Genomic DNA, 16,614 nt, shown 5'->3' with positions numbered 1-16,614 from the left:
CGGTGCCCCCATCTGTACCCGCAATCAAAGGAAAGAGAGATGCAAAAGGATATCGACACCCTGTTCAGCCATCTGTGGGACAACTACATCAAGGTGACCCCGAGCGCCCTCAAGGTGCACACCCTGCTGGGTGGCGGCGAGCCCATCGTCAACGATCACGTGGCGTTTCGTACCTACAACCTGCCCAAGCTGGGGCTGGAGAAGCTGGCCGCCCACTTTCTCGCGCTCGGTTACGAGCAGAAGGGCGAGTACGTCTTCAAGGCCAAGAAGCTCTACGCCAAGCACTTCGAGCATCAGGATCCGGACGCTCCCAAGGTGTTTATCAGTGAGCTGAAGGTGGAAGAGCTCTCTTCGGCTGCCCAGGCCATCATCCACAAGCTGGCCAATCAGGTGCCTGATCATCTGACCGATACCCCGGCATTTCTCTACACCGGCGCCCCCTGGCAGGTCTCCTATGCCGATTATCAGACTCTGCTGGCGGAGAGCGAGTATGCGGCCTGGATGGCAGCCTGGGGTTATCGTGCCAACCACTTCACGGTCAATATCAACAAGTTGAAGGATTTCGACACCATCCATCAGGTCAATGCGGCGCTGAAGGCGGCGGGTTTTGTGCTCAACAGCGTGGGTGGCGAGGTGAAAGGGGATCCGCAGGTGATGCTGGAGCAATCCTCCACCATGGCGGACAAAGCAGAGGTGCCGTTCAGCGATGGGGTGCGTACCATCCCGAGCTGCTTCTACGAGTTCGCCCTGCGCTACCCGCAGATAGATGGCGTGCTCTATCCGGGCTTTGTCGAAGCGTCCGCCGACAAAATTTTTGAGTCCACCAATGCCATGTAACAACGGGTGTTGGCCAAAGTGCCACTGTTCATGATGTGACATGACGACAGCCCCATATCGGGGCTGTCGTCATTTGCATATCTGGGGGATATCTAGGGTGCGGGGTAGAGAGCACCCAACACAGCCGGACGGCTGGCGCCGGTGACGGCGGGCAGGTTGCCGGGTTTGTGCTTGATAAAGCGCTCCGCCAGCCAGGCAAAGGCTGCGCCTTCCATCCAGTCGGGCGCAATGCCCAGTTCGGCGGTGCTGGCGATGCGCCATGCAGGCAGCAGGCTGGCCAACTCCTTCAGCAAGGGGGCGTTATGGGCACCGCCGCCGCAGACAAACAGCTCGGCTTTCGGCTGGCTGGCACCGACTGATTCGGGCCGGGCGGGCAGTTGGCGGGCGATGCTGTGGCAGGTGAGCGCCTGCAGGGTGCGCTGCACATCCACGGGGGCGTATGAAGTGCCTGCCAGCTCCCCATCGAGCCAATCGAGGGTAAACATCTCCCGTCCGGTGCTCTTGGGGGAGGGGGCGGCAAAGTAGGGGTGAGCCAGCAGTTTCTCCAGCAGGGCAGGGATGGGCTTGCCGCTGGCGGCCCATTTGCCACCGGCGTCATAGTTGCCGCCGTGGGGCTGATGGCGGCGATACCAGCCATCGAGCAGGGTGTTGGCCGGGCCGGTATCAAAACCATATACCCCGCCCGGATTGCCCGGCAGCACCGAGATATTGGCGATGCCGCCGAGGTTCAGTACCACTCGCAGGGCGCCGGGTTTGGCAAACAGCGCCTGATGGAAGGCGGGCACCAGCGGCGCCCCCTGACCACCGAGGGCCATATCCATGGTGCGAAAATCGGCGATAACGTCGATGCCGGTTAGCGCCGCTAGCAGGGCGGCGTTGCCGATCTGCAGGGTGAAGCCAAGCTGGGGGCGGTGGCGGATGGTCTGGCCGTGGCTGCCGATGGCGCGAATATCGGCGGGCGTGAGGCCCGTCTTGGCCAGCAGGGCGTGGGTGGCGGCGGCAAATTCGCGCGCCACCAGATTGTCGGCCACCCCCATGCGATCGATCTCGTTGTCGCTAGGGGTACAGAGCTCATGCAGCTCGTGGGCGGTGGGCCAGGGGTGGCTGAGGGCCGCCTCGACCCGCAGTTGATCCCCGTCGATCACCACCAGCACGGCGTCAATACCGTCCATGCTGGTGCCTGACATCAATCCGATATAGCGTTCAGCCATTGGCTCTCCTCACTCGCTGGTCGGGATAGTCCGCTTCCCGACACCGATGCAGCATGGCGCCGAGCCATGCGCAGGCAAAATAAAAAGGGCTGGCGGGGCTGCTACCCCGCCAGCCCTGATGGCTTAGTTGCCGCGGCTATCCCGCTTGTTCTGGGCCAGCTGCAGCTCGGGGCTGTCGAGCTTGGCCAGTTGCGGCATCGCCAGCTTTTTGAAGTTGGCCAGCTCGCGTCCGCTCAGGGTCTCTGCCTGCGGCAGGGTGAGGGTGCGCGGGTTCTTGTGAATGCCGCCCACCACGAATTCGTAGTGCAGGTGCGGGCCGGTGACGCGGCCGGTGCCACCCAGAGTGCCGATGGTCTGCCCCTGCTTCACCCGCTGTCCCTTGTTGACGGTGCGTTTGGAGAGGTGCAGGTACTTGGTCACATAGTTGCCGGCATGCTTGATAAAGACGTAGTTGCCGTTGAACTGGTTGTAGCCCGCCGCCACCACGTTGCCGGAGCCCGCCGCCATGATGGGGGTGCCCACCGGCGCCACATAGTCGATGCCGTTGTGGGGGCGGATCTTGCCGGTCACCGGATGGAGGCGGCGCGGGTTGAAGTTGGAGCTGATGTATTTGAAGTTGACCGGCGCACGCAGGAAGCTCTTGCGCATGGCTTTGCCTTCCGGGGTGTAGTAGTTGCCATCTTCATTGAGCACGGCGCGGTAGGCAGTGCCCTGGTTGACGAACTCGGCGGCCAGAATATCGCCGGAGGCGACCCGCTCGTCGTCGCGGAACTTGTCTTCATAGACCACCCGGAAGCTGTCCCCCGGCTGCAAGTCCTGGGCAAAGTCGATGTCCCAGCCGAAGATGGCGGCCAAGTCCATGATCTGATCTTCGGTCATCCCCGCATCCACCGCCGCGCCCCAGAAGCTGGAGCGGATCTCCCCCTTGCTCACCTGTTCGCGGGTGTCGAGGGCGATCTTGACGTTGCGGGCGACAAAGGTCTCCTCCTTGCGGCTCACCTTGAGCGCCTGCTCCAGACTGTGGGGGTAATAGAGGCTGTGCAGCTCGCCGTTCTCGGTGAGCGTGAAGGTGAGCTCCTGCCCCGGTTGCAGCATCCGCAGGGGATCGCTGCCCTCGAGCTGGTCGATCAGGTGCAGATCCGTGGTGCTCAGGCCAATGCGCTGGAAGATCACCCCCATGTTGTCGCCACGGCGCACCTTCACCTGCTTGGTGATATAGCGCGGCTTGGGCGGGGTAACGGGCTGGGCGGCCTCGGCTGGCAGCTCGTTGTTTAGCGCGTTGTCGTTGGCCGGTTCCCGCAGGGCAATTTCGTTGCCGTTTTCATCGACCCGTGTTGCTACTGCCTGTTCGCTGGGCCAGGCCGCCAGCATCATGATCATGATGCTCAAGATCAGCACCATCTTGCGGTGCCAGTGGGGGAGTGCGTTGAAGGCGTGCCAAATAACCATGAGAAGCAGATGAAGTCGGGCAGAATGGACGGATTTTACAGCCTTTCCAATTGGCCCGCCATTCCAGTAATATGTTTGGCCCTGTGGAATCGTGATGGAGAGTCAAAAAATGTCCCAGCTCGAGGTGGCGCTAGCCGAGATCAAGCGCGGAGCGGAAGAAATTCTGGTTGAAGAAGAACTTGTCGCCAAGTTGAAGGAAGGGCGCCCGCTGCGCATCAAGTTGGGCATGGACCCGACCGCCCCCGACATTCACCTGGGTCATACCGTGATCCTCAACAAGCTGAAGACCTTCCAGGATCTGGGCCATGAAGTGATCCTGCTGATCGGTGACTTCACTGCCATGGTGGGTGATCCCTCCGGCAAGAACGCCACCCGTCCGCCGCTCTCCGAAGAGGCCATCAAGCACAACGCCCTCACCTATGCCGAGCAGGCGTTCAAGATCCTCGACCCGGCCAAGACTCGCATCGAGTACAACTCGACCTGGCTGAGCGAGCTGGGTGCGACCGGCATGATCAAGCTGGCGGCCAAGCAGACCGTGGCCCGCATGATGGAGCGTGACGACTTCAAAAAGCGCTACACCGGCGGCCAATCCATCGCGATTCACGAATTCCTCTATCCGCTGCTGCAAGGCTATGACTCGGTCGCGCTGAAGGCGGACGTTGAGCTGGGCGGTACCGACCAGAAGTTCAACCTGCTGATGGGCCGCGAGCTGCAAAAAGATGCCGGCATGGCGACCCAGTGCGTGCTGATGATGCCGCTGCTGGTGGGTCTGGATGGCGTCAAGAAGATGTCCAAGTCCGCAGGCAACTACATCGGCGTCCACGACGCCCCGGGTGAGATGTTCGGCAAGATCATGTCCATCACCGACGATCTGATGTGGAACTACTACGAGCTGCTCTCCTTCCGTCCGCTGGCTGAAATTGAAGAGTTCAAGGCAGGCATCGCTGCCGGCACTCTCAACCCGCGTGATGTGAAGATCTGGCTGGCCAAAGAGATCATCGCCCGTTATCACGACGAAGCGGCGGCTGAAGCGGCCCACGAAGATTTCACCCAGCGCTTCTCCAAGAACGCCATCCCGGACGAGATGCCGGAAATCGAGCTGGCTCTGGAAGGCGAAGGTCTGGCCATTGCCAACCTGCTGAAAGAGGCCGATCTGGTGGCCACCACCTCCGAAGCGCTGCGGATGATCAAGCAGGGCGCGGTCAAGGTGGATGGTGAGAAGCTGGAAGATGGCAAGGCACTCATCGGTGCCGGTACCGCCGTCTATCAGGTCGGCAAGCGCAAGTTTGCCCGCGTGACGGTCAAATAAGCAGCACCGTCAAATAAGCCGTCGCATCAGGCAAGCTGGCCATCAAACCGGTTCAAGCTTGTTCAACAGGGCCTCCTTCGGGAGGTCTTGTCGTATCTGGGCAGCACGGATCTGGGCGATAAAGTGCCGCAACACGGCACTGCTTGGGTGTGGCCGTGTCGCCAGACTGATACTGGTCATCATGCCGTTGCCCTCAATGGGGTGATAACTGACCCCGAGCGGGCGCAGCGCCGCCACCGAGCTGGGCACCAGGGTTACGCCAAAGCCCGCCTGCACCATGCCGACGGTGGAGATCACCTGCGGGCATTCGGGCCCCAGTATCGGTTCGAACCCCGCCTCCCGGCAGAGACCCACTATTCCGTCATAGAGCCCGGGCCCGATGGCGTGGGGAAACAGAATAAAACTCTCGTCCTTCAGGCTGGCCAGTGGCAAGGGGCCCGGCTTGGCCTTGGGGTGGCTGGTGGGCAGGGCGATCAGCAGCGGCTCCTGCTCGATAAGGTGATGGGCAAAGCCCTCGCTACCCCGGCAGGGCAGCCGCAAGATGGCGGCGTCCAGCCGATCGTTGCGTAGCGCCTCCACCAGTGCCGGCATGGTGCCCTCCTGCGGGCTGAGGGCCACCTCGGGGTAGCGCTCCCGATAGTCGTGCAGCAGGGTCAGCACTGCAGGGTGGAGCACGGTGGAACCGGCAAAGCCGATCCGCAGTGCCCCCTGCTCGCCCCGGGCAATCCGCTTTACCTTCAGTTTTGCCGCATCGGCCAGCGCCAGGATCTGCGCCGCATCCCGATAGAGGCTCTCGCCCGCCTCGGTCAGCTCGACACTGCGGGTCAAACGGCGCAGCAGCGGGGTGCCCAGGGTCTCTTCCAGCTTGCGGATCTGCTGGCTCAGGGGCGGCTGGGCCATGTTGAGTGATTCGGCTGCGCGGGTGAAATTCTGCTTTTCAACAACGGCCATGAAGTAGCGGAGCGTACGAAGTTCCATATCGATTGAGTCTCAAAGTCATGGGATCAGCGTATTGGTGTTGAAATGTGAACCAAGTCACCATTGGATCCGAACGCTAACAGGATTCACGGTGGAGGTGAAACCCGAATGGAACATATTGCAACATCTGACAGTGCCGGGTGCAGCTGTGCCCCCGAAGTGAGCCAGCAGTTTTCCCGCTGGCGCAGGCAGCATGACGGTGGCGAGATCTACCAGAGCTCCCTGATGAGCGCCCTGCTGGCGGGGGTCTACGAAGGGGAGACCACCATGAGCGAGCTGCTGCGCCACGGCGACTTTGGCCTCGGCACCTTCAATCACCTCGATGGTGAGCTGATCGCCTTCGAGCGGCAGATCCACCAGTTGCGCTCCGATGGCTCGGCCCGGCCCGCCCGCGCCGATCAGAAGACCCCCTTTGCGGTGATGACCCATTTTCGCCCCTGTCTGGAGCGTCGCTTCGACCATCCCCTCAGCCGTGACGAGATCCACCAGTGGGTGGATCGGCTGGTGGGATCCGACAACGTCTTCGTCGCCCTGCGCCTCGACGGCCAGTTTGAGACGGCCAAGGTACGTACCGTGCCGCGTCAGGAGCCCCCTTATCGCCCCATGCTGGAAGCCATCGAACAGCAACCGCTGTTCCGCTTTGCCGCGGTGGCGGGAACCCTGGTGGGCTTTCGCTGCCCGCCGTTCGTGCAGGGGGTCAATGTGGCGGGCTTTCACGAACACATGATCACCGCCGATCGCAAGGGGGGCGGCCATCTGCTCGACTACACCATGGCCCACGGCACCCTGCGACTTTCAGTGGTGCGTCACCTCAATCTGGCCCTGCCATCGGATCCCGCTTTCCGGCAGGCCGACCTCAACCCCGCCGATCTCGATCGCGCCATTCAGGCCGCCGAAGGCTGATAGACAAGGATCAATATCATGGAAAACAGACAGTGGAAGTGCGGTGCCGAGCTGGTGGTTCGTCATCTGGAGGCGCAAGGGGTCAAGCAGGTGTTCGGTATTCCGGGGGCCAAGATTGACCGGGTGTTCGATGCGCTGGAGGACTCCCCCATCGAGACCATAGTGGTGCGCCACGAGGCGAACGCTGCCTTTATGGCGGCCGCCGTGGGGCGTCTCACCGGCAAGGCCGGGGTGGCGCTGGTCACCTCGGGCCCCGGCTGCTCCAACCTCATTACCGGGCTGGCGACGGCCACCTCGGAGGGGGACCCCATGGTGGCGCTGGGCGGTGCGGTTCGCCGTGCCGATGGCCTCAAACTCACTCATCAGAGCATGGATACGGTCAACCTCTGCCGTCCGGTCACCAAGTTCAGTGCCCAGGTCAACAGCGGGGCGGCGATTTCGGAAGTGATGGCCAACGCCTTTCGCGCCGCCGAGCTGGGACGGCCGGGGGCGGCGTTTGTCAGCCTGCCGATGGACATCATCAACAAGCCGGTACAGGGCAATGTGCTGGTGCCCCGCGAAGTGCCGGAGCCGGGCTGCGCCGATGAGCAGAATATGGAGCAGGCATTGACCCTGCTGCGCAACGCCCAGAATCCGGTGGTGCTGCTCGGCCTGATGGCCAGCCGGCCGGAAAATGCCGAGGCAGTGCGCGCCTTCCTCGACAAGGTGCGGCTGCCGGTGACCGGTACCTATCAGGCTGCCGGGGTGGTGGACAGCTGCCACTTCGATGACTTTGCCGGACGGGTGGGGCTCTTCAACAACCAGCCGGGGGATCAACTGCTGGCAGGGGCCGACCTGGTGATCTGCATCGGCTACAGCCCCATCGAGTACGACCCCGTGCTGTGGAATGGCGACCGGGAGCGGCGCATCCTCCATATCGACGTGCTGCCTGCCGATATCGACAGCAGCTACTGCCCGACCGCCGAGCTGGTGGGGTCGATCCGCGCCAACCTGTTGCAGCTGACCCGCATCATGGGCAATCCGAAAATCCGCCCCCCCGAGGTGGATCGGCTGCTGCAAGGGGTACGTCAGCAGCGGCTGCGACTGGCGATGCGGGCCGATGATATGCACGGCAATCCGGTTCACCCCTTGCGTATCGTGCGCGAGCTGCAGGATCTGGTGCGCGACGACATGACCCTCTGCGTCGACATGGGCAGCTTCCATATCTGGATTGCCCGCTACCTCTACAGCTTCCGCGCCCGTCAGGTGCTGATCTCCAACGGTCAGCAGACCATGGGGGTGGCACTGCCGTGGGCCATCGGCGCGGCGCTGGTAAGGCCGGGTGAGAGGGTGATCTCGGTATCGGGGGATGGCAGCTTTATGCAGTCGAGCATGGAGCTGGAGACGGCGGTGCGGCTCAAGAGCAATATCGTCCACATCATCTGGGTCGATAACGGCTACAACATGGTGGCGATGCAGGAGCAGCAGAAGTATTGTCGCACCTCTGGCGTCTCTTTTGGCCCCATCGACTTCAAACGCTATGCCGAATCGTTCGGGGCGGCCGGGTTTGCGGTGCGCTCGGCCGACGAGCTGCGCGCCACCCTGCGGGCCGCGCTGGCGGTGGAGGGGCCTGCTGTGGTGGCCATTCCGGTGGATTACTCCGACAACCCGGGGCTGATGGCCCAGCTCAGGCCAGAAGTATTGGCATAGTGTGGGCAGCAGTGCTGGCCTGAATCCTCGAGTAAGGGCAGGCAGACCCGCCCATATAGCAGAAACCGGCATCAGGGGATGCCGGTTTTTTATTGTTTTGCGGGATGGGTGGTCTTAACGGGCCAGCTGGACGGCGGCGCGTGCGCGGGCCGGTTGCGGGCGACGCTTGTTTTTTGGCGCGCAGGCCATCTTCAGGCGCAGCCACTCGCGCCACAGCAGCCAGCAGAGCGGCAGGGTGAGCAGCAGCACGGTCGCGGGCTGGGCCATCAGCACCCCATCACGACCCCACAGTTGTGGCAGCAGGAAGATGAGCGGCAGCAGCAACACGGTTTTGGCGATGGAGATGACCAGCGCCTGACGGGTACGCGCCATGGATTGCAGCAGCACTATGCCGAACATGATGATCCCCTCCAGCGGAATGGCGCCGAGGTTGAGGGTCAGGCTGCTGATGGCAGCGGCCAGCAGTTCGGGATCCTTGTCGCCGGTATAGAGCATGGCGACCTGTCCCGGCAGCAGCTGGATGGTGAGCCACACCAGCATGCCGTAGATAAAGGTGAACTTGAGCCCCATCTCCATGAGGTACTTGAGGTTGCGGTGGCGCTTGGCCCCCGCCGCTTTGCTGATGAGCGGCTGAATGCCGAACGCCAGCCCCTGCAGGATGACGATAAAGACCGCCTCGGTGTAACCGGCAACGGTAAAACCCGCCAGATCCTTCACATTGCCATACACCATCAGCTGGCTGTTGTGCAGCATCAGCAGCAGGCCGAGGTTGAACTGGGCAATCAGGCTCGGCAGGCCGGTAAAGAGCAGGTGCGGCATGGCGGGGAGGTTGGGCACCAGATCCCGCCAGCTGAGGCGCAGCCGCGCCCAGGGGGTAAAGAAGTAGCCAAGGCCGATCAGGCTCACCGCACCCTCTGCCATCAGGGTGGCTTGCGCAGTCCCGATCAATCCCAGCCCCAGCCGACCCACCATGATGTAGTTGAGGATGATATTGAGCACGGCGCCGCTGCTCACCAGCACCATGGCCAGTTTCGGGCGGCCATCGTTGCGCAGCAGATAGGGCACCGCCAGATTGCTGGCCAGCAGCAGGGTACCGCCGCCAATCCAGGTTAGGTAGTCGCTTGCCTGTTTCCAGGTCTCGGTGCCCTGTTCAATCCCCAGCCCCAGCAGGATATCGGTGTGGGTGTAATAGAGCAGCACCGGCGCAACGCCCCCGAGTCCGGCCAGCAGCCAGAGGGCGTTGACCAGCGCCTGACGGGCCAGCTTGTCGTTTTTCGCCCCTTGCTGGAAGGAGATGGCAGTGGCGGCCCCCATGCTGATCATGGCGGCCAGACCAATCAGCACCATGATGACCGGATAGACCAGGTTGATCCCGGCGAGGCCAGCGGCACCGACATAGTGGCCGACGAAGATGCCGTCGATGAGGTAGTAGGCCCCCGAGACCAGCATGGCAAGAATGGAGGGGAGGGCGTAAGCCCAGAAGCGACGGGTCATGGCCCGTTGCCGCAGTGTTAAATAGGCAGACATATCTGTTCTCTCGGGGAGTTCGATTATCGAACAGCTAGTCTAGATTAATACTTATTTGGTGATAATCAGGGTTTCACTTGATGAATTGCTGAGTATTACTCATTAATCCGGGGTTTTGGTAGTGGGCCTTGAGCATGTCGATCAGGATGCGCAGGCCGCTGCCCAGTTGATGCCGACTGGGATAGAAGAGGTAGAAGCCGGCAAAGGTGGGGCACCAGGGCTCCAGCACGGTGAGCAGTTTCCCTTCCGCGACTTTTTGGCTCACCTCCTCTTCCAGACAGTAGGCGAGCCCCAACCCAGCCTCGGCGGCGCCCAGATAGAGGGCCGGGGTGCTGGTGGTGAGCGGCCCGGTTACTTCGATCTCCAGCATGGTGCCGTCGGCGGCAAAGGCCCAGCGATAGTGATGGTGCGGAGTGAGGCGATAGCCGATGCAGGCGTGGCGGCTCAGCTCGCTCGGGTGCTCCGGCGTACCGTGCTCCGCCAGATAGGCCGGGGAGCCCACCACCAGATAACGCTGGGGCGGGCCGAGGGGGATGCCGATCATCTCCTTGGGCAGCAGATCGCCATAAAAGAGCGCGGCATCGTAACCATCTTCAATCAGCCGGGGCATCAGCTCCTGCTCCACCACCTCCACCTGCATCCGCGGATAACGGGCCAGATAGTCGATCAGCACAGGTGCCAGCAGGCTGTCGATGGCGCCGCGGGGGGCGCAGAGTTTGAGTCGACCCACCGGTTCATCGCTGTTGCGGGCTAGCTCGCAAAGCGCCTCTTCAAGAGTATTGAGGGTGGGGAGCAGCTGCTTGAGCAGCCGCTGGCCCGCTTCGGTCGGTACCACGGCGCGGGTGCTGCGGTTGAGCAGCCGCACCCCCAGACGGGCTTCCAGCCCCTTCAGGCTATGGCTGAGGGCGGAGGCGGAGACCCCGAGTTCGAGGGCGGCCTTGCTGAAACTGCGGTGACGGGCGACGGCGGCAAATACCGCCAGTTCGGCGAGATCGGTACGGGTAATGGTCATCATCAATCAACAAAAAGGCGTGAGTCACAAGGGTACGCCAAGGCCGTGCTGCACACAATCCGCGCTAAACGGGTGGCTTGTTGCAAATATGTAGCTGCTCGCAGGCCATTGATTCCAGTGAAACTAAGTTGAATTGTTAAAAAAAACTCACAATAAGGCGCTTTGAGTGTGATCTTGGTCGTCCGAAAGGCGACCAAAATCAAACTTTGGTTGATTAATTCAAAAAAACGCTGTGATTAATAAGGGCATTTAATTAAAGTCAGCCCATCAAGAGTGGCGCACGTTAATCGGTTGTTAAGTGAGACGGGCGCCGACCCTCAGGGTCAAAATCTCGCACTGTTGTTTGTTGCAATCCTGTTGTCACAAGGAGTGATGGCCAGGTTGCCGGGGGGCGAGAGGTTAATATCAAGGACGGACAGCAGGCGTTCCAGGGAGATGGAACCGGGCCAAGGCCCGACCAAACAAGAATCCCATTTTCCTAGATGACAGGAACAACGTATGTCTGACATGAATATTGCAGCTGATGGTCGTTTAGCCAGCAACACCTCCCGCGGCGTCAACAAGGCCGATGTGGTCTGGATGCTGGGTCTGTACGGTACCGCGATCGGTGCCGGTGTGCTCTTCCTGCCAATCAACGCCGGTGTAGGTGGTCTGTGGCCGCTGGTTGCCATGTTGATCCTGGCGCTGCCGCTGACTTTCTTTGCTCACCGTGGTCTGACCCGCTTCGTGCTGTCCGGCTCTACTCGTGATGGCGACATCACTGAAGTAGTAGAAGAGCACTTCGGCAAGACCGCAGGCAAATTCATCACCCTGCTCTACTTCTTTGCCATCTACCCGATCGTGCTGATGTATTCAGTCGCCATTACCAACACCGTCGAGAGCGTGATTGTTCACCAGCTGGGCATGTCTGCACCTCCCCGTGCCGTTCTGTCACTGGCCCTGATCCTCGGTCTGATGGCGGTTGTTCGTCTGGGCGGCCAGGTTATCGTCAAAGCGATGAGCGTGCTGGTATTCCCGTTCGTGCTCACCCTGATGGGTCTGGCGTTCTACCTGATCCCGCACTGGAACGGTGCCATCATCACTGAAGCTCCGGCCCTGTCCGACGCCTTCAACGGTGATTTCATCAAGACCCTGTGGCTGGCTATCCCGGTAATGGTGTTCTCCTTCAACCACTCCCCGATCATCTCCTCCTTCGCGGTGGACAACAAAGGTCGTTACGGTGAAGGTGCCGAGAAGAAGTGCAGCAACATCCTGCTGGGCGCCCACGTCATGATGGTGATGACCGTTATGTTCTTCGTATTCAGCTGCGTACTGAGCCTCTCCCCGGCTGACCTGGCTGCTGCCAAAGAACAGAACATCTCCATCCTGTCCTACCTGGCCAACCACTTCGATAACCCGGTTATCGGTACTGTGGCTCCGCTGATCGCCATGGTTGCCATCAGCAAATCCTTCCTGGGTCACTACCTGGGTGCGCAAGAGGGCATGAACGGCCTGATGGCCAAGGCGCTGCGCGAGAAGGGCAAGAACGTTGACACCAAGCAACTGAACAAAGTCACTGCCGTGTTCATGATCCTGACTACCTGGGCCATCGCCACCATCAACCCGAGCATCCTCGGCATGATTGAAGACCTGGGCGGCCCGATCATCGCAATGCTGCTGTTCCTGATGCCGATGTACGCCATCACCAAGGTTCCGGCCATGCGCAAATACGCTGGCAACATCAGCAACGGTTTCGTGACCATCATCGGCCTGATCGCCATGTCCGGTATCATCTACAAGCTGATTGCCTGATAACGTCGGTTACCAAGTTGAATGAAGAAGCCGCCTCGCAAGAGGCGGCTTTTTTATGGCCGGGATTCAGGATTGGGCATTGTCGATATTCTCCGACTGCCAGAGGGCGTAGCCCTTGCCGGAGGCCGTGGTGGGCAGATCAATCTGCATCAGGTCGTTGCCGATGACAAAGGGGCCCGAGTAGCGGGCACGCAGATCCTGCGCCAGATCTTTGACCCTGATCTTGCCGTTGAGGCCGATATGGCTGAACACGGTCAGCGCCGGTTTGGCTTCGTTCATTACCCGGGCCGCCTGCTCGGGGGAGGCGAGGTGACCGGCGATCGCCTTGTAGCCGGGGTTGGCCTTCATCTGCTCGGCAGAGGTCATGGAGACGCAGTGCACCAGCAGATCGGCCCCTTTGGCCTGCTTCACCACTTCGGGGCTGTAGCGGGTATCGCCGGAGAGCACCACGCTGTGGCCGTGATAGTCGATGCGATAGCCGAATGACGGCTTGATGTTGACCCCGTGGTCGTTGTCAAAGGCGGTTACCTTGACCCCGTCATGGTTGTAGACCACCCCGGCGGTGACCTCGTGGCTGTTGATCTCCACCCCGTCCAGAGGCGTTCCCTCATCCTTGACCCGGGTCGCGATGTCGGTGGCGTAGGCCTGCTGCAAGCCACGGGCGAGAGCTGTGGTGCCTTTGGGGCCGTAGAGTTCCATCGGCGCGTGGCGCTGGCCATAGGCCGGTTGTAGCCAGCCGGTCAGCCAGAGATCCGCCAGCCCGTTGGTGTGGTCTGAGTGAAAGTGGGTAAGGAAGAAGGCGTTGACCCGGCCGATGGGGATATGCAGCTGCCACAGGCGAGTGGCGGAGTTGCGGCCAAAATCGAACACCAGCTTCTGGTTGCCCGCCTCGACCAGAGTGCTGTAGCCGCCCCGGCTGATCTGGGGCACCGGAGTGCCGGTGCCGAGCAGGCTGACCCGAAAGATATCGGGCCGGGCTTGAGTTGCTGAGGCAGGGGCATGGTCGTGGTTGCTGATAAAGCTGCTCTCGGCAGCCTGACTGGCGCCGCTCGCCAGTAGACCGACCAGCAGGGCGGCCAGATAGGTGCTTTTCATGGGAATTTATCCTGTGGGGGAGGGATGGCATCACTGTATTGGTAACTAAAAGTTGAATAAATTGGCTAAAATCCATTTCTTACTAAACTTTTGGTTGTGAATCAGGGCCCTGGTCGCGGGCCAAACGGCCTTGAAACGGGCAAAAAGGAGGGGTTGTGGACCGATTGACCAGCATGCGTATCTTCATCCGGGTGGTGGATCTCGGCTCCTACAGCGCGGTGGCGAGCGAAGAGGGGATCAGCGCCCAGATGGTGGGCAAGCATGTGCTGGGACTGGAGCAGTGGCTGGGGGGCAAGCTGTTTCACAAGACCACCCGCCAGCAGACCCTGACAGAGCTGGGCCAGCTTTTTCTCGCTCGCTGCCAGCGGGTACTGGAGGAGCTGGCACTGACCGAGTCGCTCACCCAGAACCTGCTGGCCGAGCCGGCCGGACGGCTGCGCATCGCCGCTCCCCTCAGCTTTGGCCACCACCGGCTGGTGCCGCTGCTGCCCGCTTTTCTCGACCGCTACCCCATGCTGGATCTGGATCTGCAGCTCACCCCCCGCTGGGTCGATCTGGTGGAGGAGGGATTCGATGCCGCCATTCGCACCCTGCGCCCGCAGGATGAGGCATTCATTGCCCGTCCGCTGCTGACCCAGCACTACCGTCTCTGCGCGGCCCCCGACTACCTCAATCGCCACGGCGTACCCCGTCATCCGGCCGATCTCGCTCGCCACCAGTGCCTGCACGGCAACTGGGGGGAGCACGAGCGCTGGCAGTTTGTCGGGGGCGATGGTCAGAGCGAGGAGGTGCGGGTAGCCTCGCGCCTGCGCATCAATCACTGGCCAGCCTTGTTGACGGCTGCGCTCTCGGGGGCTGGCATCACCTTGCAGCCCGCCGAACAGGTGCGTGAGCATATCGCTGCGGGGCGTCTGCTGCCGCTGCTTGGTCGCTATCAGAGCCCGGCCAAGACCCTCTACTTCATCTATCCGGCGGCGCGGCGGCAGGTGCTCAAGATCACCCTGCTGGGGGATTTTCTGGCCGAATCTCTGCAAGCTGAGTCCGAGCCTGAATAAAAGGCTGCATATTTTCGCCGCCACGCTTAACCATCGTGCTTAACAAAGGGGCGGAGCAGGCCTAACATGGCGGGATGTTTTTCTAGTCGGGACAAAAGGATATGTCTGGGTTGAAAAAGGATCTCGGGCTCTGGCAGGGGATGGGGCTGCTCGCCACCTCGCTGCTCGGCACCGGGATCTTCGTGGTACCGGCGACTGCCGCCTCGCTGGCGGGCGGGGCCTCGCTCTGGGCCTGGTTGCTGCTGATTGCGCTGGTGCTGCCCATCGCCTTTACCTTCGCTCGCCTCGGCCGTCGCTATCCCCATGCGGGCGGCGCGCCGCACCTGATTGGCCTCGCCTTTGGCAACGGCGCCGAGCGCTTCTCCGCCTTCCTGTTTCTGGCTGTGCTGCCGGTGGGGCTGCCTGCCGCCCTGATGATTGCCGCCGGCTTCTGGCATGCCCTGTTCGAGATGGGGGAGTGGACCCTCTGGGCCATCCAGCTGCTGACCCTGCTCGGGGTATTCCTGCTGGGGCTGCGCGGGGCGCGCTCCTCCGGCAATCTGCAACTGCTGATTGCGCTCGCCATTTTGGGGCTCACCCTGCTGATCTGGTTCAAGGGGGAGGTGAGCTGGCGCGATGCGGCCCGGCCGCTGCCTAGCGCGGATGAGTGGCCCCCTATGGCCACCGCGCTGGCGGTGATGTTCTGGTGTTTCGTCGGGCTGGAAGCCTTCGCCCATATGGGTGAGGAGTTCAAGCGGCCGGAGCGGGACTACCCCATCGCCCTGCTCGGCGGGGTGCTGCTGGCGGGGCTTATCTACTGGGGGCACTCGCTGGTGGTGCTCAAATATGGCCTCTACGGCGATGAGGCGAAAAACGCCACCGCCATCCCCTCCCTGCTGGCGCTGCTGTTCGGCCCCACCGCCAAGTGGCTGGTGGCGGTGCTCGGCTACCTATCCTGTTTTGCCAGCATCAACATCTACATTCAGGGCTTTGCCCGGCTTATTTGGAGCATGGCGCGGGAAGGCAAGTTGCCCCCCTCGCTGGCCGTGCTCACCGCGCGCGGCGCGCCGCTGCGGGCGCTCGGCCTAGTGCTCGCCATCTGTCTGCTCTGCATCACCCTCATCATCTGGTTGCGACTGCCGCTCGATGAGCTGATCCGCTACGCCAACGGCAACTTCGTGCTGGTCTACCTGCTCTGCATGGCGGCGGGCTGGCGTCTGCTCGGCGGGGTGGGCAAGGGACTGGCGGGCGTGAGCGTACTGCTCTGCGCTCTGGTGCTGGTGGCACTCTCCACTCAGGTGCTCTATGCGGTGGTGCTCAGTCTTGGCTACGGCGGCTTCTCGTTGTGGCGGCGTCATCTGCGCCGCAGTCGTCAGCAGGATGCGCTCCCGCTGGCGAAGTAACGTCTCCCCGATTGTCGAAGAAATGAGAAAGCCCTGATGTTCAGGGCTTTTTGATTCCGGCATATGGAATGTTCATATGAATACTAGTTGGCATGCTATTTGCCGAAAAGTGCGGTGTCGGATCAACTCAACGGCGATTTATAGCCAAAAAAAGTGGGATCCAGCTCCCGTTTTGCTTAAAGTGATCCCTTCCGATCCCGGTGGTCGGAATGCCCGCAAGGATGCCCTTCAGACGTAAACAGGATGGCCTGGCCAGACTGACTCTCAGAGATGTGATTGCTTCGGTTCTCTTTTTATCTGTCACCTGTAGTGATAGCGCCTTGTTCCGTTCAGTCAGCCCGGGTTTTGCGTCTCTCTCATCGTGCATTGTCACCAT

General features: G+C 61.6%; 13 protein-coding genes. 7 read left to right on the top strand and 6 right to left on the bottom strand.

Features of this window, described 5'->3' with window-relative positions; translation table 11 throughout:
* Nucleotides 1-39 precede the first annotated feature (39 nt).
* Nucleotides 40-837 carry a DUF1338 domain-containing protein gene (locus tag G5168_RS03785; RefSeq protein ID WP_227342112.1) on the top strand — a complete coding sequence of 266 codons (798 nt, stop codon included), beginning with the start codon at nt 40-42 and terminating at the stop codon, nt 835-837.
* 92 nt (nt 838-929) lie between these two features.
* Here G5168_RS03785 and G5168_RS03780 read toward each other — a convergent pair whose 3' ends face one another.
* Both G5168_RS03780 and G5168_RS03775 read right to left on the bottom strand, forming a co-directional pair.
* Entirely contained in the window at nt 930-2,048 is a 1,119-nt protein-coding gene (locus tag G5168_RS03780; RefSeq protein ID WP_227342114.1) for an anhydro-N-acetylmuramic acid kinase, read from the bottom strand.
* Nucleotides 2,049-2,171: 123 nt separating this feature from the next.
* A complete protein-coding gene (locus tag G5168_RS03775) occupies nt 2,172-3,497 on the bottom strand; it encodes a peptidoglycan DD-metalloendopeptidase family protein (RefSeq protein WP_157161227.1) in 1,326 nt (441 codons plus the stop codon).
* Between the two features lie 109 nt (nt 3,498-3,606).
* Here G5168_RS03775 and tyrS point away from each other — a divergent pair, with 109 nt between their 5' ends.
* Nucleotides 3,607-4,806, top strand: a complete 1,200-nt coding sequence (gene tyrS / locus G5168_RS03770; protein WP_005347884.1) for a tyrosine--tRNA ligase — start codon at nt 3,607-3,609, stop codon at nt 4,804-4,806.
* 42 nt (nt 4,807-4,848) lie between these two features.
* Here the strand turns inward: tyrS and G5168_RS03765 are convergent, their stop codons facing one another.
* The gene (locus G5168_RS03765; RefSeq protein ID WP_167570375.1) at nt 4,849-5,784 is read right to left on the bottom strand and encodes a LysR family transcriptional regulator; all 936 of its coding nucleotides are present in this window, start codon (nt 5,782-5,784) and stop codon (nt 4,849-4,851) included.
* 108 nt (nt 5,785-5,892) lie between these two features.
* On the opposite strand from G5168_RS03765, the gene budA reads away from it, so the two are divergent.
* Both budA and alsS read left to right on the top strand, forming a co-directional pair.
* On the top strand, nt 5,893-6,687 hold the full coding sequence (budA, locus tag G5168_RS03760; RefSeq protein ID WP_421251866.1) for an acetolactate decarboxylase: 795 nt from the start codon (nt 5,893-5,895) through the stop codon (nt 6,685-6,687).
* Nucleotides 6,688-6,705: 18 nt separating this feature from the next.
* On the top strand, nt 6,706-8,376 hold the full coding sequence (alsS, locus tag G5168_RS03755; RefSeq protein ID WP_421251865.1) for an acetolactate synthase AlsS: 1,671 nt from the start codon (nt 6,706-6,708) through the stop codon (nt 8,374-8,376).
* A gap of 114 nt (nt 8,377-8,490) precedes the next feature.
* On the opposite strand, the gene G5168_RS03750 is transcribed toward alsS, so the two are convergent.
* Together G5168_RS03750 and G5168_RS03745 are read right to left on the bottom strand one after the other, a co-directional pair.
* Nucleotides 8,491-9,903, bottom strand: coding sequence for an MATE family efflux transporter (locus G5168_RS03750; RefSeq protein ID WP_076492884.1), 1,413 nt, complete (start codon nt 9,901-9,903; stop codon nt 8,491-8,493).
* 73 nt (nt 9,904-9,976) lie between these two features.
* Complete coding sequence (locus tag G5168_RS03745; RefSeq protein ID WP_064338523.1) at nt 9,977-10,915, bottom strand: LysR family transcriptional regulator; 939 nt, start codon at nt 10,913-10,915, stop codon at nt 9,977-9,979.
* A 498-nt stretch (nt 10,916-11,413) separates the two neighbouring features.
* Between G5168_RS03745 and G5168_RS03740 the strand changes: the two genes are divergently transcribed.
* Nucleotides 11,414-12,706, top strand: coding sequence for an HAAAP family serine/threonine permease (locus tag G5168_RS03740; protein WP_005338498.1), 1,293 nt, complete (start codon nt 11,414-11,416; stop codon nt 12,704-12,706).
* A gap of 66 nt (nt 12,707-12,772) precedes the next feature.
* Here G5168_RS03740 and G5168_RS03735 read toward each other — a convergent pair whose 3' ends face one another.
* Entirely contained in the window at nt 12,773-13,801 is a 1,029-nt protein-coding gene (locus tag G5168_RS03735; RefSeq protein ID WP_216949498.1) for an MBL fold metallo-hydrolase, read from the bottom strand.
* 155 nt (nt 13,802-13,956) lie between these two features.
* Between G5168_RS03735 and G5168_RS03730 the strand changes: the two genes are divergently transcribed.
* Together G5168_RS03730 and yjeH are read left to right on the top strand one after the other, a co-directional pair.
* Nucleotides 13,957-14,856, top strand: coding sequence for a LysR family transcriptional regulator (locus G5168_RS03730; RefSeq protein ID WP_421251864.1), 900 nt, complete (start codon nt 13,957-13,959; stop codon nt 14,854-14,856).
* A 101-nt stretch (nt 14,857-14,957) separates the two neighbouring features.
* Nucleotides 14,958-16,238, top strand: coding sequence for an L-methionine/branched-chain amino acid transporter (gene yjeH, locus G5168_RS03725; protein ID WP_421251863.1), 1,281 nt, complete (start codon nt 14,958-14,960; stop codon nt 16,236-16,238).
* The last annotated feature ends 376 nt before the right edge of the window (nt 16,239-16,614 follow it).

The sequence above is a fragment of the Aeromonas sp. 600724 genome (assembly GCF_049175135.1).
In the GTDB taxonomy this organism is placed as follows: domain Bacteria; phylum Pseudomonadota; class Gammaproteobacteria; order Enterobacterales; family Aeromonadaceae; genus Aeromonas; species Aeromonas veronii_A.
The sequence above is the reverse complement of the archived record's forward strand: the minus strand, read 5'-3'. Positions and strand labels throughout refer to the sequence as shown.